Source organism: Corynebacterium freiburgense (assembly GCF_030408815.1).
GTDB lineage: Bacteria > Actinomycetota > Actinomycetes > Mycobacteriales > Mycobacteriaceae > Corynebacterium > Corynebacterium freiburgense.
In genome coordinates this window covers 1958056-1976123 of the sequence record NZ_CP047355.1, presented here as the reverse complement: position 1 = coordinate 1976123, position 18068 = coordinate 1958056, and the positions used below count along the sequence as shown (strand labels likewise).

At 50.0% G+C, this 18068-nt stretch carries 17 protein-coding genes; 12 read left to right on the top strand and 5 right to left on the bottom strand.

The genetic code is table 11. The annotated features are described in order from the left end of the window. The first annotated feature begins 44 nt into the window (after positions 1-44). The 7 genes from CFREI_RS08960 to rbsD all read left to right on the top strand — a co-directional run bounded on the left by CFREI_RS08960 (position 45) and on the right by rbsD (position 6714). Positions 45-839, top strand: coding sequence for a class I SAM-dependent methyltransferase (locus CFREI_RS08960; protein WP_027011940.1), 795 nt, complete (start codon positions 45-47; stop codon positions 837-839). Between the two features lie 102 nt (positions 840-941). After that, positions 942-2012, top strand: a complete 1071-nt coding sequence (locus CFREI_RS08955; protein WP_084170650.1) for a LacI family DNA-binding transcriptional regulator — start codon at positions 942-944, stop codon at positions 2010-2012. A 2-nt stretch (positions 2013-2014) separates the two neighbouring features. Beyond that, on the top strand, positions 2015-3538 hold the full coding sequence (locus tag CFREI_RS08950) for a sugar ABC transporter ATP-binding protein (RefSeq protein ID WP_027011942.1): 1524 nt from the start codon (positions 2015-2017) through the stop codon (positions 3536-3538). After that, positions 3535-4485 (top strand): ABC transporter permease, encoded by a 951-nt coding sequence (locus tag CFREI_RS08945; protein ID WP_027011943.1) that lies wholly within the window; start codon positions 3535-3537, stop codon positions 4483-4485. Before CFREI_RS08950 ends, CFREI_RS08945 begins: the two co-directional genes overlap by 4 nt. A 22-nt stretch (positions 4486-4507) precedes the next feature. Next, complete coding sequence (locus CFREI_RS08940; protein ID WP_027011944.1) at positions 4508-5434, top strand: D-ribose ABC transporter substrate-binding protein; 927 nt, start codon at positions 4508-4510, stop codon at positions 5432-5434. Beyond that, on the top strand, positions 5431-6339 hold the full coding sequence (locus CFREI_RS08935) for a ribokinase (RefSeq protein ID WP_156907699.1): 909 nt from the start codon (positions 5431-5433) through the stop codon (positions 6337-6339). The genes CFREI_RS08940 and CFREI_RS08935 overlap by 4 nt, the downstream gene beginning before the upstream one ends. Positions 6340-6342: 3 nt before the next feature. Further along, positions 6343-6714, top strand: a complete 372-nt coding sequence (gene rbsD, locus CFREI_RS08930) for a D-ribose pyranase (RefSeq protein ID WP_027011946.1) — start codon at positions 6343-6345, stop codon at positions 6712-6714. A gap of 564 nt (positions 6715-7278) precedes the next feature. Here rbsD and CFREI_RS08925 read toward each other — a convergent pair. Further along, on the bottom strand, positions 7279-7827 hold the full coding sequence (locus tag CFREI_RS08925) for an excalibur calcium-binding domain-containing protein (protein ID WP_084170651.1): 549 nt from the start codon (positions 7825-7827) through the stop codon (positions 7279-7281). A 724-nt stretch (positions 7828-8551) separates the two neighbouring features. Here CFREI_RS08925 and ilvA point away from each other — a divergent pair. Continuing rightward, the gene (ilvA, locus tag CFREI_RS08920) at positions 8552-9853 is read left to right on the top strand and encodes a threonine ammonia-lyase IlvA (protein WP_027011947.1); all 1302 of its coding nucleotides are present in this window, start codon (positions 8552-8554) and stop codon (positions 9851-9853) included. Then, positions 9854-11344: an MFS transporter gene (locus CFREI_RS08915; protein WP_051255805.1), complete on the top strand. Its 1491-nt coding sequence runs from the start codon at positions 9854-9856 to the stop codon at positions 11342-11344. Here the strand turns inward: CFREI_RS08915 and CFREI_RS08910 are convergent. Further along, the gene (locus tag CFREI_RS08910; RefSeq protein WP_027011948.1) at positions 11327-12877 is read right to left on the bottom strand and encodes an alpha-amylase family glycosyl hydrolase; all 1551 of its coding nucleotides are present in this window, start codon (positions 12875-12877) and stop codon (positions 11327-11329) included. The two genes, CFREI_RS08915 and CFREI_RS08910, sit on opposite strands and share 18 nt — an antisense overlap. Positions 12878-12901: 24 nt before the next feature. Here CFREI_RS08910 and CFREI_RS08905 point away from each other — a divergent pair, with 24 nt between their 5' ends. The 3 genes from CFREI_RS08905 to CFREI_RS08895 are packed head-to-tail and all read left to right on the top strand — an operon-like array spanning position 12902 to position 14151. Further along, the gene (locus tag CFREI_RS08905) at positions 12902-13537 is read left to right on the top strand and encodes a YigZ family protein (protein WP_027011949.1); all 636 of its coding nucleotides are present in this window, start codon (positions 12902-12904) and stop codon (positions 13535-13537) included. A gap of 11 nt (positions 13538-13548) precedes the next feature. Next, on the top strand, positions 13549-13782 hold the full coding sequence (locus tag CFREI_RS08900; RefSeq protein WP_027011950.1) for a hypothetical protein: 234 nt from the start codon (positions 13549-13551) through the stop codon (positions 13780-13782). Then, positions 13783-14151 carry an RNA-binding S4 domain-containing protein gene (locus CFREI_RS08895; protein ID WP_027011951.1) on the top strand — a complete coding sequence of 123 codons (369 nt, stop codon included), beginning with the start codon at positions 13783-13785 and terminating at the stop codon, positions 14149-14151. It abuts the gene before it with no gap. A 175-nt stretch (positions 14152-14326) separates the two neighbouring features. Here CFREI_RS08895 and CFREI_RS08890 read toward each other — a convergent pair whose 3' ends face one another. From CFREI_RS08890 to CFREI_RS08880, 3 genes are all read right to left on the bottom strand, one after another. Next, a complete protein-coding gene (locus CFREI_RS08890; RefSeq protein ID WP_027011952.1) occupies positions 14327-15322 on the bottom strand; it encodes a GTP pyrophosphokinase in 996 nt (331 codons plus the stop codon). Between the two features lie 10 nt (positions 15323-15332). Beyond that, a complete protein-coding gene (locus CFREI_RS08885) occupies positions 15333-15884 on the bottom strand; it encodes a hypothetical protein (RefSeq protein WP_027011953.1) in 552 nt (183 codons plus the stop codon). Positions 15885-16773: 889 nt separating this feature from the next. After that, entirely contained in the window at positions 16774-18066 is a 1293-nt protein-coding gene (locus tag CFREI_RS08880; RefSeq protein WP_027011955.1) for an exonuclease domain-containing protein, read from the bottom strand. Positions 18067-18068 lie beyond the last annotated feature (2 nt).

The following is an 18068-nucleotide window of genomic DNA, read 5'->3' as shown; positions in this document are numbered from 1 at the left end:
ACCACTTACAGCGCGCCTGCTAGTGCGGCTATACACTAGTCATCATGAGTTTAACTGAAGTCCAGCAAAACCTGATTTTCCCTTTGTATGGTCGCGCAATGGCAGCGCAAAAGTGGCCGGAATGTTTCTCTGATCCATGGGCTGTAGAGTTTGTTCAAACAGCCGAAGATAAAGGCATGAATTTGGGGGAAATGGAAGGTTTCACCGCGATGGTATTTGGTTTGCGCCATCTTATTGCGGTGGAGGAAGTAACTCGGTATTTAGAGTCGCATCCTGGGGCTGCGGTGGTGAATATTGGTAGTGGCTTTGGGCAATTAGCCCATGATCTTCAAGATTTTGATTGTACTGTGTACAACCTTGATACGCCCGAAACCCTCGCATCACGAACGAACCTGTGTTCGGATTCGGGGGTGGACCTTCCGTATGCGATCACAGATCTCGAATGGATGAATCATGTCGATGGTTCTCGAGGTTTTATTGCAATTGCATTTGGCCAGTTCCATTACCTTGAAGTGAATGAAGTTGAAAAGCTTATTGGCGCAATGGGGCAGCATTTTCCGGGTGGACGTTTGTGCTATGACAGTGAATCGCCTCGCGTAATGGGTGGTGGACAGGCGCATCGTCGGGGCTTGGATGAGAGGCCGATGCATTTCAAAGTTGAAGACCCATATAGCGTTCGTGAATGGGGGAGCACTATTCGCGACGTGGACATTGAATTTAATTACACGAACTATTTAGATCCGGAAAAGCGTGAAGTCTTGCCCTTTGGATATCGTGCAGGATTTAACTTCTTTGAACTAACTCAAGGAATGTATGTAGTGAAAGTTGATTTTAAGTAAAAACTTCTCTATACAAGGGTCGCCGTATGGCGACCCTTTTTGTGTTTTAGGGCACGTTAATAGTTTGTGTGTGATTTGTACCTCTTGACATGATTGACGAACATGTTTACGGTCATTGGTATCACCTACTGCAAACGTTTGCATAAAGGTCTGATGGCCGAAGAGGAGGTTGTTGTAGTGCAAAAACGTGCTCCAACACTCAAAGATGTAGCTGCTGACGCAGGGCTCTCTATAAGTACTGTTTCCAGAGCTTTAGCTGATCATCCTGCGATTTCTTTGCACACAAAGGAGATTGTGCAACAAGCGGCCCAACGTTTGCACTATCGGCCAAATGCACAGGCACGAGCATTACGTAAATCGCGCACAAACACTATTGGTTTAGTTATTCCGCATCTGACAAATCCTTATTTTGCAGAGCTTGCTGCAGCAGTTCAGCAGGCAGCACTAGAAGCGGGATTGTATACACTGCTTGGAAATTCCAACGATGATCCAGAGCAATTAGCCAGAGCAATTGGGATACTCGAAGGGCAGCGCGTCGACGGTATTATCGCCGTACCGCATGCAGGTTCGGAAGCTCGGTTGGCGGAACTTGATATTCCGCTTGTGCTTGTGGACCGTGAGCTTTCCGACGTCCCGGTCACATCGGTGAGCACGGATCCTTCTGAAGGACTCTTGGCTGCGGTTGAATTGCTAGTGCGCAATGGGCATACGTCGATCGGGTATCTTGCAGGTCCATTGGATACCTCTACTGGTTCGGATCGGCTGCAAGCGTTTCGTACTGCATGTAAGAGGCAAGGCTTAGAGAAACAACCTGTGTATTTGGGTGGGTATCAAGAGTTTGAGGGGTATGTCGGTACACAACAACTACTCGAAACTCCAGTTACGGCGATTATCGCGGGGGACTCCATGATGACGATCGGTGCGCTTCGGGCCTGTCATGAACGGAAAATTCGCCTCGGTAAAGATCTTGCCCTTGTTGGTTTTGATGATTTTGCGGTTTTCCAATTGCAGAATCCGCCGTTGACCATTATTGATCAGCACGTCGCTGAAATGGGACAACGTGCATTTGAAGAACTGTATCGAATTCTTCAAGGAGAGCCTGTGGCTACAACTATTAAATTGCCAACCACGCTTATTGTGCGTGGTTCCACTCCGGTGCAAGGAGGTAATTAACAATGGCTGACAATCCTGTGTTGCGACTGGAGCATGTTTCAAAATCGTTTGGTCCAGTAAAAGTGATTGATGATGTCAGTATCGATGTTCGTTCGGGACATGTGCAAGCCCTGTTAGGAGAAAACGGAGCGGGTAAATCCACCCTTATCAAAATGATGTCGGGCGTGTACCAGCCAGATGCTGGCCAAATCATTATCGACGGAAATCCGACCAAGCTTCCCAATACCAAAGCAGCGGAGGCCTTGGGAATTGCGACTATTCACCAAGAACTTAACCTTGTCCCCACTATGAGCGTGGCGGAAAACCTGCTGTTAGGGCGTACTCCATCTCGATGGGGATTGGTGAATTATAAGCATTTGCGCAGGCAAGCGGAAGCAGCCTTACGCATTATTGGTGTGGATGTTTCACTTGATACCCCGGTAGGCCAATTAGGTATTGCGCGCCAACAGCTTGTGGAAATTGCCAAAGCTCTGTCCATGAATGCTCGAATTCTTATTCTTGATGAACCAACCGCCGCACTCACTGGCCGCGAAGTCGATCATCTATTTGGTGTGGTTGATGATCTTCGGGCTAAAGGCGTGGGAATGATCTTTATTTCCCATCACCTTGATGAGATCGCCCGAATCGCAGATTCGGTTTCGGTACTTCGTGACGGTGGTTTAGTAGCAGAAGTACCTTCGGATACCCCAGAAAAAGAGCTTGTCAAGTTGATGGTAGGCCGGGATATTGATGATCAATTTCCACGGATTTCGCCAACCCAGGGGCAGCCCTTATTGGAAGTTAAAAACCTTACCTCGGCCGGCAATTTTCAGAATGTTTCATTTACTGTCCGTGCTGGCGAGGTCGTTGGTTTAGCTGGGCTCGTTGGTGCGGGGCGTACGGAGGTTGTTCGGGCGATCGCAGGTGCCGATAAGGTCGATTCGGGTGAGGTGTATGTGAATGGTTCGAAGCTGCCAAATGGAAATATTGCCGCAGCGATTGCTCATGGTATTGGGCATGTTCCGGAGGATAGGAAATCCCAAGGGCTGATTTTAGATGCTCCCGTTTTAGAGAATCTTGGATTGGCAACGCTAAAAAGTACATCCAAATTCGGGCTTGCAGATCTTCGCGGTCAAAGGAAACGCGGTCAGGATGTTGCGGAACGATTGCGGATTCGAATGGCGAGTATTGATCAGCCGGTGCGCTCGCTATCCGGAGGTAACCAACAAAAGGCTGTGTTTGGTCGATGGGTGCTTGCAGGTTCGAATGTGTTATTGCTCGATGAACCGACGCGTGGCGTTGATGTCGGAGCAAAAGTAGAAATTTATAACATTATGAATGAAGTCACGGCACAGGGCGGGGCTGTGCTTATGGTTTCCAGTGAATTGCCAGAGATCCTTGGCATGTCGGATCGAATTCTTGTGATGTCCGGCGGACGAATTACGGGTGATCTACCAGCGCAAGGCACTACTCAAGACGATGTAATGCAGCTGGCTGTAGCCCAAGTCAAAGACCACTTAGTTCCTGAAATGAAGGAAGAACGATGAAAAAGACTGCCGAACATCCAGTACTGCAATGGATGATGAATAATGGCGCCCTCGTTGGCCTGGTTATTTTGTGCGTCGCCTTATTTATTGCCACGCCGCACTTTCTTACCGTGAATAACCTGGTCAATGTTGGCGTCCAAGCAGCGACTGTTGCTATTTTGGCGTTTGGCATGACATTCGTCATTGTTGCGGCGGGTATTGATCTTTCTGTGGGGTCGGTTGCTGCCCTCGGTGCAATGGTCTCCGCATATTCCTTTTCTAATGTTGGGCTGCCTGGTTGGCTGACCCTGATTCTAGGGTTGGTAACTGGGCTTGTAGCAGGCATTATCAGCGGTATTTCCATTGCATACGGTAAATTGCCTGCGTTTATTGCCACGCTGGCAATGATGTCGATTGCTCGCGGCGCAACATTGGTGATCTCGCAGGGTTCACCGATTGCTAGTGCGCGAGAGGTCAATATTTTAGGTTCCACTATTGCGGGAATCCCAATACCAATTGTCACTATGGTTATAGCGGGGCTTCTTTGTTGGTTTATTTTGAGCCGTACTGTTATCGGGCGGTCTATGTACGCCATTGGTGGCAATGTTGAGGCGGCGGTTCTTTCCGGCCTGCCGGTAAAGAAGATTCTAGTAATTGTGTATGCGCTTTCTGGCGTGTTTGCTGCCCTAGCTGGTCTAGTAATGACCGGTCGCCTTGCTTCTGCGCAGCCGCAGGCGGCGGTTGGTTATGAGCTTGATGCGATCGCTGCGGTGGTGATTGGCGGGGCGTCGTTAAGTGGTGGTTCTGGTAAAGCTACCGGCACATTAGTTGGTGCGATTCTTTTGGCGGTTATCCGCAATGGTTTGAACATCCTGAACGTCAGTTCGTTCTGGCAGCAGATTGTAATCGGTTTAGTAATTGCATTTGCAGTCGGCTTTGACGTGATCAGAAATAAAACAGCTCGTTAAATCCTAGAAAGGAATTCCTCTTATGTTTTCTCCACTGAAAAAGACACTTGCCGTTGCTGCTGCAACCGTACTTGCATTCGGGGCTGTGGCTTGTAACCGCGATTCGGCCGCAACAGGTTCTGTCACACTGGCGCTGTCAACGCAATCCAACCCATTCTTTGTACAGTTGCGCGACGGTGCGCAAAAGAAGGCTGATGAAATGGGTATTTCACTCAATGTTCAAGATGCCTCAAACGATGCTTCTGTGCAGGTAAATCAGCTGAATAATGCGGCAACTTCAGGCGCGAATGTGGTGATCGTGAACCCGACTGATTCGGATGCCGTAGTTCCTGCGGTGGAATCCCTAAATAATGCGAAGATTCCGGTGGTAGCGGTAGATAGGTCTTCCAATGGCGGAACCATTGATTCATTTATCGCCTCGGATAATGTCGCTGGCGGTAAGCAGGCTGCGGAAGCCCTGGCCAAGTCCATCCAGGAGGAAGGCGAAGTCCTAGTATTGCAGGGTATTACCGGATCGTCGGCTTCCCGTGACCGCGGCAAGGGTTTTATGGAAGGTATTGCTGCCTTCCCAAATATTAAAGTTGTGGCTCAGCAAACCGCTGGTTTTGACCGTGTACAGGGATTAAATGTGACCACGAACTTACTGCAGGCACATCCGAATATTAAAGCGATTTTCGCGGAGAATGATGAGATGGCGTTAGGCGCGATCGAGGCGCTTGGTGCGCGTGCTGGTAAAGATGTATTCGTTATTGGGTTCGATGGCACGGAAGATGGCATTAAAGCAGTCACTGATGGTCGTATGGCAGCTACAATTGCGCAGCAGCCAGCAGAGCTTGGTGCGAAGGCTATGGAAGAGGCTGCAAAACTGCTAAAAGGCGAGACTCCGGAAAAAGAGGTACCAGTGGAGGTAGTCACTGTTACTGACGCAAACGTCAAGGAGTTTTCATAATGCAGCGAATTACGGTTGTTGGTTCGATTAATGCGGACCTAAGCATGTGGGTGAAACGTCATCCTTTACCTGGGGAAACCGTTATTGGTACCGGGGGAACTATTTCCCCTGGTGGTAAGGGGGCGAACCAGGCTGTTGCTGCCGCATTGCAAGGTGCACGGGTGTCATTTGTGGGGGCAATTGGAAATGATTCGTATGCCTTTAATGCAACATCGCTGATGGTCGATGCTGGCGTGATTATGACGGGCGTCGAAAAGCGTGGTGATACCACGGGCATGGCCGTAATTACCGTCGCTGAAGACGGTGAAAACAGCATTGTAGTGCTACCAGGTGCGAATTCTTGGGTAACCGATAAGTTTGTGAATTTGCATGCAGATATTATTCGAGACGCCGATATTCTCCTCTTGCAAGGCGAAATTCCGGCATCCGGGTTTGAAACCGCAGTGTCCCACGCGACCGGCCGCGTAGTGGTGAATTTAGCGCCGGTTATTTCGGTGGACCACAATAAGCTTTTAATGGCCGATCCATTGATTGTGAATGAGCACGAAGCTGTGCTGGTCTTATCAGAATTCGGCCTGCCAAATGAAAAACCTGACCCCCAGGCGGATGCGCAGGCATTGCTTGATGCAGGATTCCGCAGCGTTGTACTTACCCTGGGGCCGGAAGGCGCCCTCGTAGGAGAGAAGGGGGTAGGCGTAACTGCGGTGCCAACACCCCAAGTAACTCCTGTGGATACTACCGGCGCAGGTGACGCGTTTACCGGCTCCCTTGTGGCCCGCCTTGCTGAAGGGGATTCGCTTCTCGACGCCGCGCACTATGCGTCGCGTGTTGCGGCCTATACCGTCACGGGGTACGGTGCGCAATCCTCATACCCATCAAAAGACGATTCGCTTCCTGAGGTGTAGGCAATGAAAAAGCAGGGACTTTTGAATCCCGAACTGAATCGTCGTATTGCGCGTTTGGGTCACACCGATACATTTGTTATTGCAGACTGCGGACTGCCCATCCCAACACATGTGCCAGTTATTGATCTCGCCCTTGTGTTTGGAATCCCAAGATTCGCTGACACCGTCGAAGCAGTACTCAATGAAGTAGTAATCGAAGGTGTTACCATCGCTAAAGAAACACCAGCAGAAGTACGCTCACTTTTAATCGAAAACGTGAGCGAGGTTTCCCATGAAGAACTCAAAACCCTGGTAGGGGAAGCGTCCTTTGTAATCCGCACTGGTGAAACCACACCCTATGCCAATGCGATATTCCACTGCGGAGTGCCATTCTAGCGATCGCACGCCTTACCGCCTCACAGCACCAGCCTTTTAAACTGGCAAAACGCCATCACCTTTGAAGCGCTGGTGCTGCTTTTGGCGCTGGTGGGGTAATTGCCTTTGCCGGTGGGTAGCGCCTTTGCCGGTGGGTAGCGCCTCTGAAAGGTAGTTGGACAGCGGGGTAGCGGCTAGCGCGGAGTTGTGGTGAGTACTGGAGTGGTGAGTACCGGAGTGGTGAGCGAAATGATGAAGATTTCCGGTAGGTTCGCCAAAATCCGCTAGCCACCGAAAATACGGCAGCAGAGGCAATGATAAACCAGAGATCTCGGTTTGCCACCTAACCAAAAACCACAACGGTAGTTAGTGCAAACATCCCAAGGGAAATGAAAAACCCTTTAGCGTAGTGCTTGGTTGTTTTTCCATTGGGAGCTCATTGCTTTTCTACTTTGCCAAAATCAGGAAGCATTCCCAAGGTGAAGGTTTAACGGTCATAAGCGATACCAGGAATTCCACGAGCGAAAGGCGCGACCGTAACTGATTCTGGTTGCAGTGAAGTCGGGCAAGGCTGTGATTTTTAATTTAGCGCTTCTTTTCGCAAGCTACGCCATCATTATCTCCGTCCAGACCACTGCGGTATCCCGGTTGTCCAGCGTACAACGGTGCGGCTCCTGCAGCTCGTACAGCATCACAGTTTTGGTAGTACACGTCGGGTGCTGGTGCTGGTGCGGGTGCTGGTGCTGGTGCTGGGGCTGGCGCAGGTGGAGGGGCTGGCGCAGGTGGAGGGGCCACGAAACCGTGAATCTGGTTTCGGTCATTGTCGTCTTCCGTTTGGGAGGACACTGGTTCAACTTCTTTTACCGGTTCACTTGGCTCAGTTGTGGGGGACGCTGTGGAAGTTACGGTTTTGGTTTTCGTCGATGTCTTCACTGTCGTCATTGTCGTGGTAACCGTTTTAGTAGCAGAAGCAGTGGTGGGTTTTGAGCTTCCATTTGCTACCACGCCTACACAGCCGACCATAAGTGTGAATAGCAGGAAGAATGCGGCGCAACCAATGCCGATTGTTTTTCCTGTGGATGAAGGCTTACCAGCGTTGGGACCTCCCCCGGTGTAGGGAAAAGTATTGGCCATAGCACCTCACCTTTCATTGGAATAAAATTTACCTAAGAATAATCTTTACAAAACTTAGATTTTGCAAAATCTACCCACTTCAGGGTGGGTTATTCCCAACAGGCAATTGGGACACTTCCGGCTTTTGGGCTCTTTGGCTGACTTTTTGGGGCGGGTTGGGCGTGTTGTCACAGATTCCATTTTTTCGGCGGATTTTATGGAATCTGCGACACTTGGGATGAAAACATCACCAGTTCGATAGGGTAGGCCTATCAAGCCCCCGGGAAGCCCTGGATTTTCAGCCCACCAGCCCAAAATATCAGGCAGATCTGACACCCCACACCCCAAAATCAGGCAGATTTCACATCACCCACAACCCACCACCGCATTTTCCCAGCTCACACCCCCAAACCAAAAGCCCACAACACAAATCTGCCTTTTGCAACCCAGGCAAGGCCCGGCGCAACCCTGGCAAAGCCCGGCGTAACCCCGCCCACAACCCCGCCCCAACGTAACCACAACCCAGCCCACAACCCCGCCCCAACGTAACCACAACCCAGCCACACTCCAAAAACACCATAGAACGAAAAACCAGTCTAACTTTCGGCGGCAATCTCAAAGTGCACAATTTAGCTGGTTTTTTGGGGTTTCGGGAGAAAATAGTGTGACGTTTCCTGAACCTGGCTGTCCTAAGGGGCAATGCTCATATATGAGCTTTGGTTCCTAAGGGCTAGAATGTGCATTCATGACCGATCATGCAGTTGCAGTTCCCGCCCTTTCTAATGATCTGGAGCCAGTTCGAGCTGCAGATATTCAAATGGCGCAGGCGCGAATTTCTGCTGTGATCGCTCCAACACCTTTGCAGTATTGTCCTCGTCTTTCGGAAGAAACTGGCGCTCAGGTTTATCTTAAGCGAGAAGATCTACAGGACGTCCGTTCCTATAAAATCCGTGGAGCCTATAACAATGTTGCGCAGTTAACCGATGAGCAACGTGCGGCGGGTATTGTCGCGGCGTCGGCAGGTAATCATGCGCAAGGTGTAGCCTATGTATGCCGAACTTTAGGAATCCAGGGGCGGATCTACGTTCCAAACCAAACACCAAAGCAAAAACTTGACCGAATTCGGGTACATGGTGGCGAATTCATTGATGTTGTTGTTACCGGCAATAGTTTTGATGAAGCAGCTGCTGCCGCGCGTGACGACGCCGCCCGTACTGGCGCAACCGTAGTGGAGCCCTTCGATGCGCGGGATACGGTCGTCGGCCAAGGTACTGTTGCGGCAGAAATACTTTCGCAGCTTTCTGCCCTTGGAAAAAACGCTGACACCATTATTGTGCCAGTTGGCGGGGGTGGTTTAATCGCCGGAGTCTTGAGTTATTTGGCTGATATGGCACCCCATACTGCGGTGGTTGGTGTTGAACCCACATCTGCGGCATCAATGCAGGCTGCGCTTGATAATGATGGCCCAGTAACCCTAGAACACATTGACCCATTTGTAGATGGTGCTGCTGTGAAGCGCATTGGTGAGGTCAACTATCGCATTGTTGATGCGAACCGTTCACGGCTCCATATGCTTGGTGTTAGTGAAGGCGCCGTATGTACTGAAATGCTAGAGCTTTATCAATCCGAGGGCATTGTTGCCGAACCAGCTGGCGCATTGTCGGTTGCGGGATTAAAGGAGATGAAGCTTCGCAAGGGCGATGTGGTTGTGTGTATCATATCTGGGGGAAACAATGATGTTTTACGGTATGCAGAGATTGTGGAGCGCTCACTTGTGCACCGCGGATTAAAACACTATTTCCTAGTAGATTTTCCTCAAGAACCTGGTCAGCTTAAGCATTTTCTTTCAGAAGTACTTGGCCCAAATGATGACATCACACGATTCGAATACTTAAAGCGAAATAACCGTGAAACTGGAACGGCGCTTGTTGGCTTGCAACTTGGTAGCGCTAGTGATTTAGATCCGCTATTAGAGCGCATGGCCACGTCACGGATTCATACCCAGCAATTAAAACCCGGAACCCCAGAATACGATTTCTTAGTGTAAATGACTCAAAAGCAAATAACCTCATATCCACAGCGATGGTGGGGCCTTGTTGTCCTGTCCATCGCAGTTGGCATTCTCGCAATTGATACTACGGTTTTAAATTTCGCAATTCCTACAATTACAGCTTCTTTAAATCCCTCGGCAACACAAACCCTTTGGATTGTAGATGTATATGCGTTTGTGCTTGCCTCATTACTCATCACCATGGGTACATTAGGCGACCGTATTGGACGCCGCCGCGTATTGCTTTTTGGGGCAGTATTCTTTGGGATCGCCTCAATTATTGCTGGATTATCCACCACCCCTGAAATGCTTATTATTGGTCGTGCATTGCAAGGTGCGGCTGGGGCGACCCTTATGCCATCAACGCTTTCCTTAATTCGGGCAATGTTCCAGGATCCGAAGGAACGGGCAAAAGCGGTTTCTATTTGGGTTGCTGTATATTCTGTTGGTGCGGCAGCCGGCCCGCTAATCGGTGGCGTACTTTTACAATATTTCAGTTGGGGTTCGGTCTTTTTTATTAATGTTCCTTTGGTCGCCATATTAGTGCTGGGTGGAGCGTGGCTATTGCCTAGTTCCGTATCTTCGAATCCGCAACCATTTGATATTACCGGTGCCATATTAAGCATTATTTCCCTATTTTCACTTGTCTATGCAGTGAAAGTGATTCCGGTAGAAGGGCCAAAGCTACATGCAATCGCCCTTGCCGGAGTTGCTGCCGTTGCTATTTTGCTGTTGGTTCGTCATTTGCGGAAAGCAGCGCATCCATTGATTGATATTCAGCTGCTTTCAAATTCCACATATGCAACAGTGGTTTTAGTCAATGGTATTTCCATGTTTTTGTATATTGGTGTGCTGTTTTACCTCAGCCAATATCTGCAAGTAGTTTTGGGCTATTCAGTTATTGTTGCCGGTTTATTGATGGTGCCCGGCTTGGTATTCGCTATGATTGCATCGCTAGTCACAGGGCATATTATGGCTTGGCATTCGCCGCGAACACTATTGGCTGCCGCATTAGTTATTACCGCAATTGGCAGTTGCATTTTGGGCCTCGATGCCTATGGCGTATTTAGCAATTCCGGCATGTGGCTAGCAATTGGTTTCTCGGTGTTTGGCATTGGGGTTGGCATGATTGACCCAGTTTCCAATGACTATATTCTTGCTGCGGCACCACCAGATCGAGCAGGTTCTGCTGCCTCAATATCCGAGACTGGGTATGAATTAGGTGGTGCATTTGGTACCGCAATTTTAGGTTCCATTCTTATGGCGGTATATGGAGCGGGCGTACCAGAACATATTGCAGATTCATTATCAGCAGCGCATCTAACGGGAGATGATCAGCTTATTGCTTTGGCTGACGCTGCATTCCGAAATGGCGTTGTCGCGTCTTCTGCGGTGGCGCTTGTTACAGGTATTGGTATGGCGCTGTGCGTGGCTAAGTTCTTGCCGCGCACTGAAACGATAAGCGAAGATCTACCCGCGAAGGTCTAGGTTTTTACAAAAGGCAAATTCCCACGGATTTAAAGTAATGCTTGTTTCTTCTATCACTGGGTTGCCAAAGCTATAGGCCAGTGATCCGCCAAAAGGTAGGGTGATTGTGTTCGCAGAAAGATTCGCTATAAGTGGTGTATTTCCAAGGATTGCAATCCACCCTTTGCCGCCTACAGCTCGAACTGGTTCCTGGGCTTCGGTATGTAGTTTCAAAAGCCGTTGGTATGCGGCAAAAATATTGTGGTTGATGTTCCAGTCAAGTTTTGCTGCTTCAAAGGTGGCTGTGTCGGTGGGGTCGAGCGTGGGGGCATCTAGCCCCATATATTTGAAAAGTTCTTTGCGGCCTTTCCGCGTTGCTTGCTGAAGTTCTGGATCGGTATGCGAGCAGAAAAACGGAAATGGGGTTTGGGCGCCGTATTCTTCACCCATAAAAAGCATTATCGTTGAGGGAATAGCACAGATGATTGCTGCCTTGAGTATTTGTTGTTCAGGGCTTAGGTTTTGGCTTGGTCGGTCGCCTTGTGGGCGGTTACCTACTTGATCATGGGTGGTTGTGTAGATAACGCTGGGGTATCGGTGGTTAATCGCTGCTACGAGTTTCGGGATACTGCCATAGCCTTTGTAGTATGCATGGTTTTCGCCGGTTATTAGGTTATGAATGCAATGGTGGATCGTGTCGTTCCACTGTAGGTGAATACCATGTTTGTCGGTGATATCAGGGCTATCGCGTAAGTCTTCGGCGATTAGGGTGCGGGGAATTCCGGTGTTGTTTGAGACCTCTCGTGCAATTTCCGCCAGGTCATCTAAGAGCGTGATATCGATGTATGTGTGGGTGGCATCTAAACGGAAGCCATCGATATGGAATTCGGTAAGCCAGCGGTAGGCTGCATCACAAATGCTTTGGCGTACATAAGGATTCGTGAGGTTAATTGCATCACCCCATGCAGTTGCATGAGGCACAGTGTATGGGCCAAAAAGATTGGTGTAATTTCCTTCCGGCCCAAAATGGTTATAGACCAGATCGAGGTAGACAGCAATACCGTGGCCGTGCGCGGCGTCGACAAGCTTTTTGAGGCCCAACGCCCCACCATATGATTCCTGCACAGCATGCCAAAACACCCCGTCGTAGCCCCAATTTCGGTCGCCGGCAAACGGTTGCACGGGCATGAGTTCGATAGCGCCGACCCCTAAATTCTGCAAATACGGTAGCCGCTTTTCGACGCCGCGGAAATCGCCACCAAAAGTACCTACATGGAGTTCATAAATAAGGCTTCGTTGCTGCCCTTCCCAAGCATATTGCCACTGAAACTCCGATTCGATTACCTGGCTAAGGCCATGAACGCCATTTGGTTGGCTTTCCGAACACGGATCCGGAACTAGTGTTCCATTAATGCGATACCCGTAGCGCATTCCAGGAACCGGAGTGATATCACTACTCCAAATTTCCTGATCGCGTGTCATGGGGTAAGTTGTGCCGTCAATAACCAGTTCGAGGGTTTTTGCGTACGGTGCCCAAACAGAAAAACGTTGCATAACTCCTAGCTTAAGCTAGTGAATATGTACCGCATGCCTGCCGCCGAGCTTACTTTTAGCCACGAACTGGAAATTAAACGCTCCCGATTCCTTACGTTTATTCGGCGTGTGCAAAATGAAGAACAGGCACGCGCATTTATTGCGGAAATAAAACACCAGTTTCCAGATGCGCGCCATCATTGCAGTGCCTTTATTTACCATGTTGAAGGCGCAAATGCGGTCGAACGATCCAGTGACGATGGGGAACCCTCGGGCACTGCTGGTCAGCCCATGCTCGATGTCCTTCGCGGCTGCGACATGCTCGATATCGCGGCTGTTGTCGTACGTTATTTCGGTGGTGTCAAACTCGGTACCGGTGGGTTGGTTCGCGCCTACTCCGACGCCGTTGCCCAGTGCCTACCGCACGTGCAAAGTGTTGTCCGGGAGTTCCGCGAGCTTTACACCGTGGAACTAGGGCACGATATTGCAGGCCGCATTGAAGCCGAACTCAGGGCACGGCGTTTCGACGTCGTGGACACCACTTACGGCACAAAAGTCACCCTTACCATTGCGGTGCCACCAGGCACTGACGAGGAACTTTCAGCGGCAATAGCCACCCTGACACAAGGTGCTACCCAGATAAACAAAGCCGGACACCAGTGGGTAGAAAATCCTGTCTAGAATGGGGTGCTATGACTATGCAACCGTATCCCCGTAACCCAATTGAGCTCCGTAAGCAGGCGGTGCGTCGTCACGCAAAAAATGGCGTGATTGCCGTATCAGGAGGTGTGATTGGCGGGGCAGCGCTTGCATTTTTAACCGGATCGAGTTTCTTCCTTATCCTTGGATTGATAATCGCGGTAGTTGGTGGTTTTTCCTCGTATCGGAGGGTGCAACGCATCGTAAACTATAAGGACAACCAATAAATGACGGGGGTTCGTATCGACGCTTGGGTCTGGGCAGTCCGCCTAACAAAAACCCGTACCCAAGCCGCTGATGCCTGCAAAGCAGGGCACGTTAAACTCAATGGAACGTCGGTAAAGCCTTCCCAAACAGTCGTGCCGGGGGACCGAGTTCGGGTGTGGGTAGACCACCGCCAGTACGAGGTTGAAGTCGTAGAAACAATCCGAAAGCGTGTCGGTGCGGCCATTGCGCGAACCTGCTATATCGACCATTCGCCCCCGCCACCCCCGAAAGAACTAATAGCATCTATGCCCCGAAGAGACAGAGGAGCCGGCCGTCCCACAAAACGCGATCGCCGTGAGATCGACCGGCTCCAAGGTCGAAGAAATTAAACGATATTAACGGGACCCGAAAGTACCCCAATGTGGTGGTGGGAAGTTAATTCCTAGCGGCCGGAAAAAATCCGCTATAGAAAGCGCCCACACGTGGATGAAATCTAAAGATAGAGGGGTTAAACCCATATACAAACTCCTCATTTTTATAACCGTTGACATAATAAGCATAGCGCTAATGCTCACTTAAACGCATAGTTACTAACCTATCTTTAAGACGGGTTGCGCGCGATATTCCTCGGCGGCCTTTTGTGGTGCGCGCAATATGTAGTTTGCCGAAGCGACGCAACAATAGATCATCAATGATTCGCACATGGCCGGGCTTAAATCTGTATTTCATAGCTTTTTCCACTAAAGCAATGTCTTTCTCATTAAGCAGTTCTTTTAGTTGGGTAACTGTAGAAATACCATTTGCAGACAAAATCTCTTCCAGCCAGCGATAGGACTCGGATTTTGAACGGGCGAAGCGATGCCCAATAAGTACCGAAAGCACTCCTGGTAGTGTTTCCGCGGAAAGCGATACATCCTCCGATTGTGTAGGCGACTCATCCTGAATTGCCGCAATTTGATCGAACTGTTGATCGGCTAATTCAATAAGGCCAGCGGCCAGCGTAAAGGCCCGATCAATGCGCGGATCAAGTGAAGGCCCCGAACCCTTGTACCGAATATCATGCTCAAACTCCGCCCACGCGTGTTGTAGCACCGTCCGAATCTGCACCTCAAAGACAAAACCCTGATATGAACTTAACTCAGCCTGTGAATCGGTCACCTTAACAACGACATGGTGCGAACCGTAACCAAAACCACCCGAAATGCGAGTCTCAGCCGCCTTATCTACTGACCGAATCACATGAAATGAATCCTGAAGCACCGAAACAACCGTGGGGATTTCAGTGGAATGGTAGGTAGTGATTCGAACACCAACAATGTCATGAATATCGTGCCAAGGATCTGGGTATGCAAGCGCCCCCTCCGGCGTGGTCTTTTGGGCCTTTGTACTTAATGAGCGCCAATCCTTTACTCGGGCGGTTACCTGGTCATAGGTAATACCCGAATCGACCAATAAATCTTCAATCACATCACGGAAATCCACAGCCGCATATGGGTGTTCGCTTACCCATTCGCGATAACGGGAGTCCAGCTTTGTAATCCTCTGATCAATGGTATTCATGTTCCTTACATTAGTGAGCGGAAGAAACCTCCTTGGTATATGACTGAGGAAAACCGCCTTGATATACCAAACCGTAAGGAAACAACTTTTCTGAACCAGCATTTGAATGGGTCGAGGCTGCCCAAGTGCACAATTGCTGAAAACCCAAACTGCTTTCCCGAGTAGCTACTAACAACCTGCTTGTTGGGGCAAAGTACACTACGCGGCCACCTAATATAGCCTCGAGGTGGGAGTTCAATAACCAAAAAGGATGCGGATGGGCAAGCCATGAGATTGCCGAACCCTGATCCGTGGTTAATTCCAGTCCGTCAATACAATGAGGACGAACTCGAACTTGTGTCTGGGCGGTGGTTTCACCGGCAAGATCCCACAATGAAATCACATTGCTGCCAAGCGAAACTACCTGGCCCTGAGTCAAAGGCTGGCCATTGGAAATTAACACCGCGCGAAGATCTTCTGATAGTGCAATCGACGCCAAGCATTGTGGAAATTCGGCGTCATCGAGGAGTGGAGGCTCGAAATCGTAGCGGATATCCAACTGAAGATGACCAATAGGCAACATGCAAACCCCTTTTTGATTCTTTGGACGGTGTTAGGGCATGAAAAGGTTCCCGGTAAGGGCGGAATTCTGGGATCGAGATCGATTGGCAGGCAGATTTGACATGTGTTGTGGGCTAGGAAAGGCAGATCTGACATTGCACGCGAGCGAATTCTGTGTTTCCCCTGGTCATGTGGTGATCCTGTGGTGGGCGATGTAAATCTGCCTTGTTGGGTGGTGGGGTGTGTTAGATCTGCCTGATATTTTGGGCTGGTGGGCTGAAAATCCAGGGCTTCCCGGGTGTTTGAGTTGGTTTCCTGGGGTATTAGCTGGTTTCCCGAGCCTTCGAGCCGCATTCCCGGGTGTTTGATAGGCGCACCTTATTGAACTAGTGATGTTTTTATACCTACTGTCGCAGATTCCATAAAATCGCCTTTAAAAATGGAATTTGTGACAGCAAGCAACATTGCGCACAACTGTTGACCTGGGGTTTGTCGCAGATTCCATCAAAACAGCGAAAAAAATGGAATCTGTGACAGGTTCCCTACCTATCGTGTCGCAGATTCCATAAAATCGCCTTTAAAAATGGAATCTGTGACAACACGCCCAACCAGCGGCCAAAAAGACCAACCAGCGCCCAAAAGATCAAGCAGCGCCCAGCCGGATCTATACACGCTCCAAACAAATCGCAGGTCACTGGACGTGTGCAATCTATTTTCCTGTCGCGAAGTACTGCAAAGCCCTGCCCAAAAATGGAATCTGTGAAAGCGTGATCACAAAAATCACAACAGTCACACAGGTCACAGCGGTGCTCAAGCCCAAGCCCAACCCCAACCCCAAGCTCAAGCCCAAAAAACGAACGTCCAAGCCCAACCCCAACCAATTAAAGGACTCAACTTCCCGGCTCCGTGGGTCAGAAGGGGGGTTCTTCGTCGAGTCCGGGGAGTGCGTCGAGTCCGAGGAGTGCGTAGAGTTTGTCGGCCTGCCATATTTCTATGTTTTGGCCTTTTGCTTGAAGTTCTTCGGCTCGTTTCTGTTTTGAGGTTTTGGTATCCCAGGGGCCGCAGATAAGAATGGTTGTTTTCTTTGTGACGTTTTTGCCAATAGTGGCTCCAAGGTCAGCGATTCGGTCCCAGAGCATGCCTTTATCGTAGGGTTCAAATTCACCGGTGAGCGTGATGTTTTGTTGGTAGAGCGGGTTGGTTGGATCGGCTTGTTCGTTGGGGGTTGGAATGGTGTCTGGGGTGGCAGCTTTTGCCCATGCGGCGGGCCGTTTTTTAGTTTGTTGTTTCGGTTGGGTTTGGTTGATTGTGGTGCTTCGGGTGGCTCGGAGGACTGGATATACGCGGTCGGATTGGAGTTCTCCGAGGGTAAAGCCTTGGTTTTGGAAGAAGGTTTGAAAGTCTCCGGTGTGGTTAGCGAGTTGGGCGAGTGCGATGGCGATTTGCGCACAGGTAAGGGCGTCGTCTTCTGCGTCGTGGTGGTTTTGTTGGGGGATTTGGAGGGTTTGAGCGACACTCGGGAGGCTATGGCTGGCGAAGTTTATGGAGTTGTGGCGGGCAAGTGCGAGCGTGCAACCGAAGCTTAATTGTGGGGGTGTGTTGTTGGTTGCCTGGCTTGCCCGGTGGATAGCGGTCATGTCGAATTGTGCGTTGTGGGCAATGGCGGGTAGGTCGCCAATAAAGGCGGTAATGTCTGGGATTTTGTCGCTGATATTGGGGTGGTTTGCTACGTCATTTGGGGTGATGTTGTGGATGCCAATATTAAATTCGTCGAATTCGGATAGTGTGGCGGGAGGTTGGCAGAGCCATGATTCGGTGGCTTGGATATTGCCATCGATTACGCGGACCATTCCTACTTGGCAGATGGAGCCCCAGTCGGCGTTTGCTGTTTCAACGTCGATTGCTACAAAGTCGAATCCAGGGATAAGGGGTGCGGTTTCGCCTTTTTGTGCAGTGTGAATCGCGGTTATAAATTGCTGCTGTTGTTGTTGCTGGTTGGGCGAGAAGGTGACGGTGTGGTTCGCGCCGTCGAGAAGCACGTGGCCGCATTCGGTGGCGGTGGGGGTTGCTAGAACGGTGACTCCTGTGACATTGTGCAACGGGATTTGTGTCCCTGGCCCGTGGAGTGCGGCCAATAATGGCGCATAGCGAATATATATTTGAGCTGGGGAAACAGTAATAGTTGCGCCGTGAGCAGGAATCACGA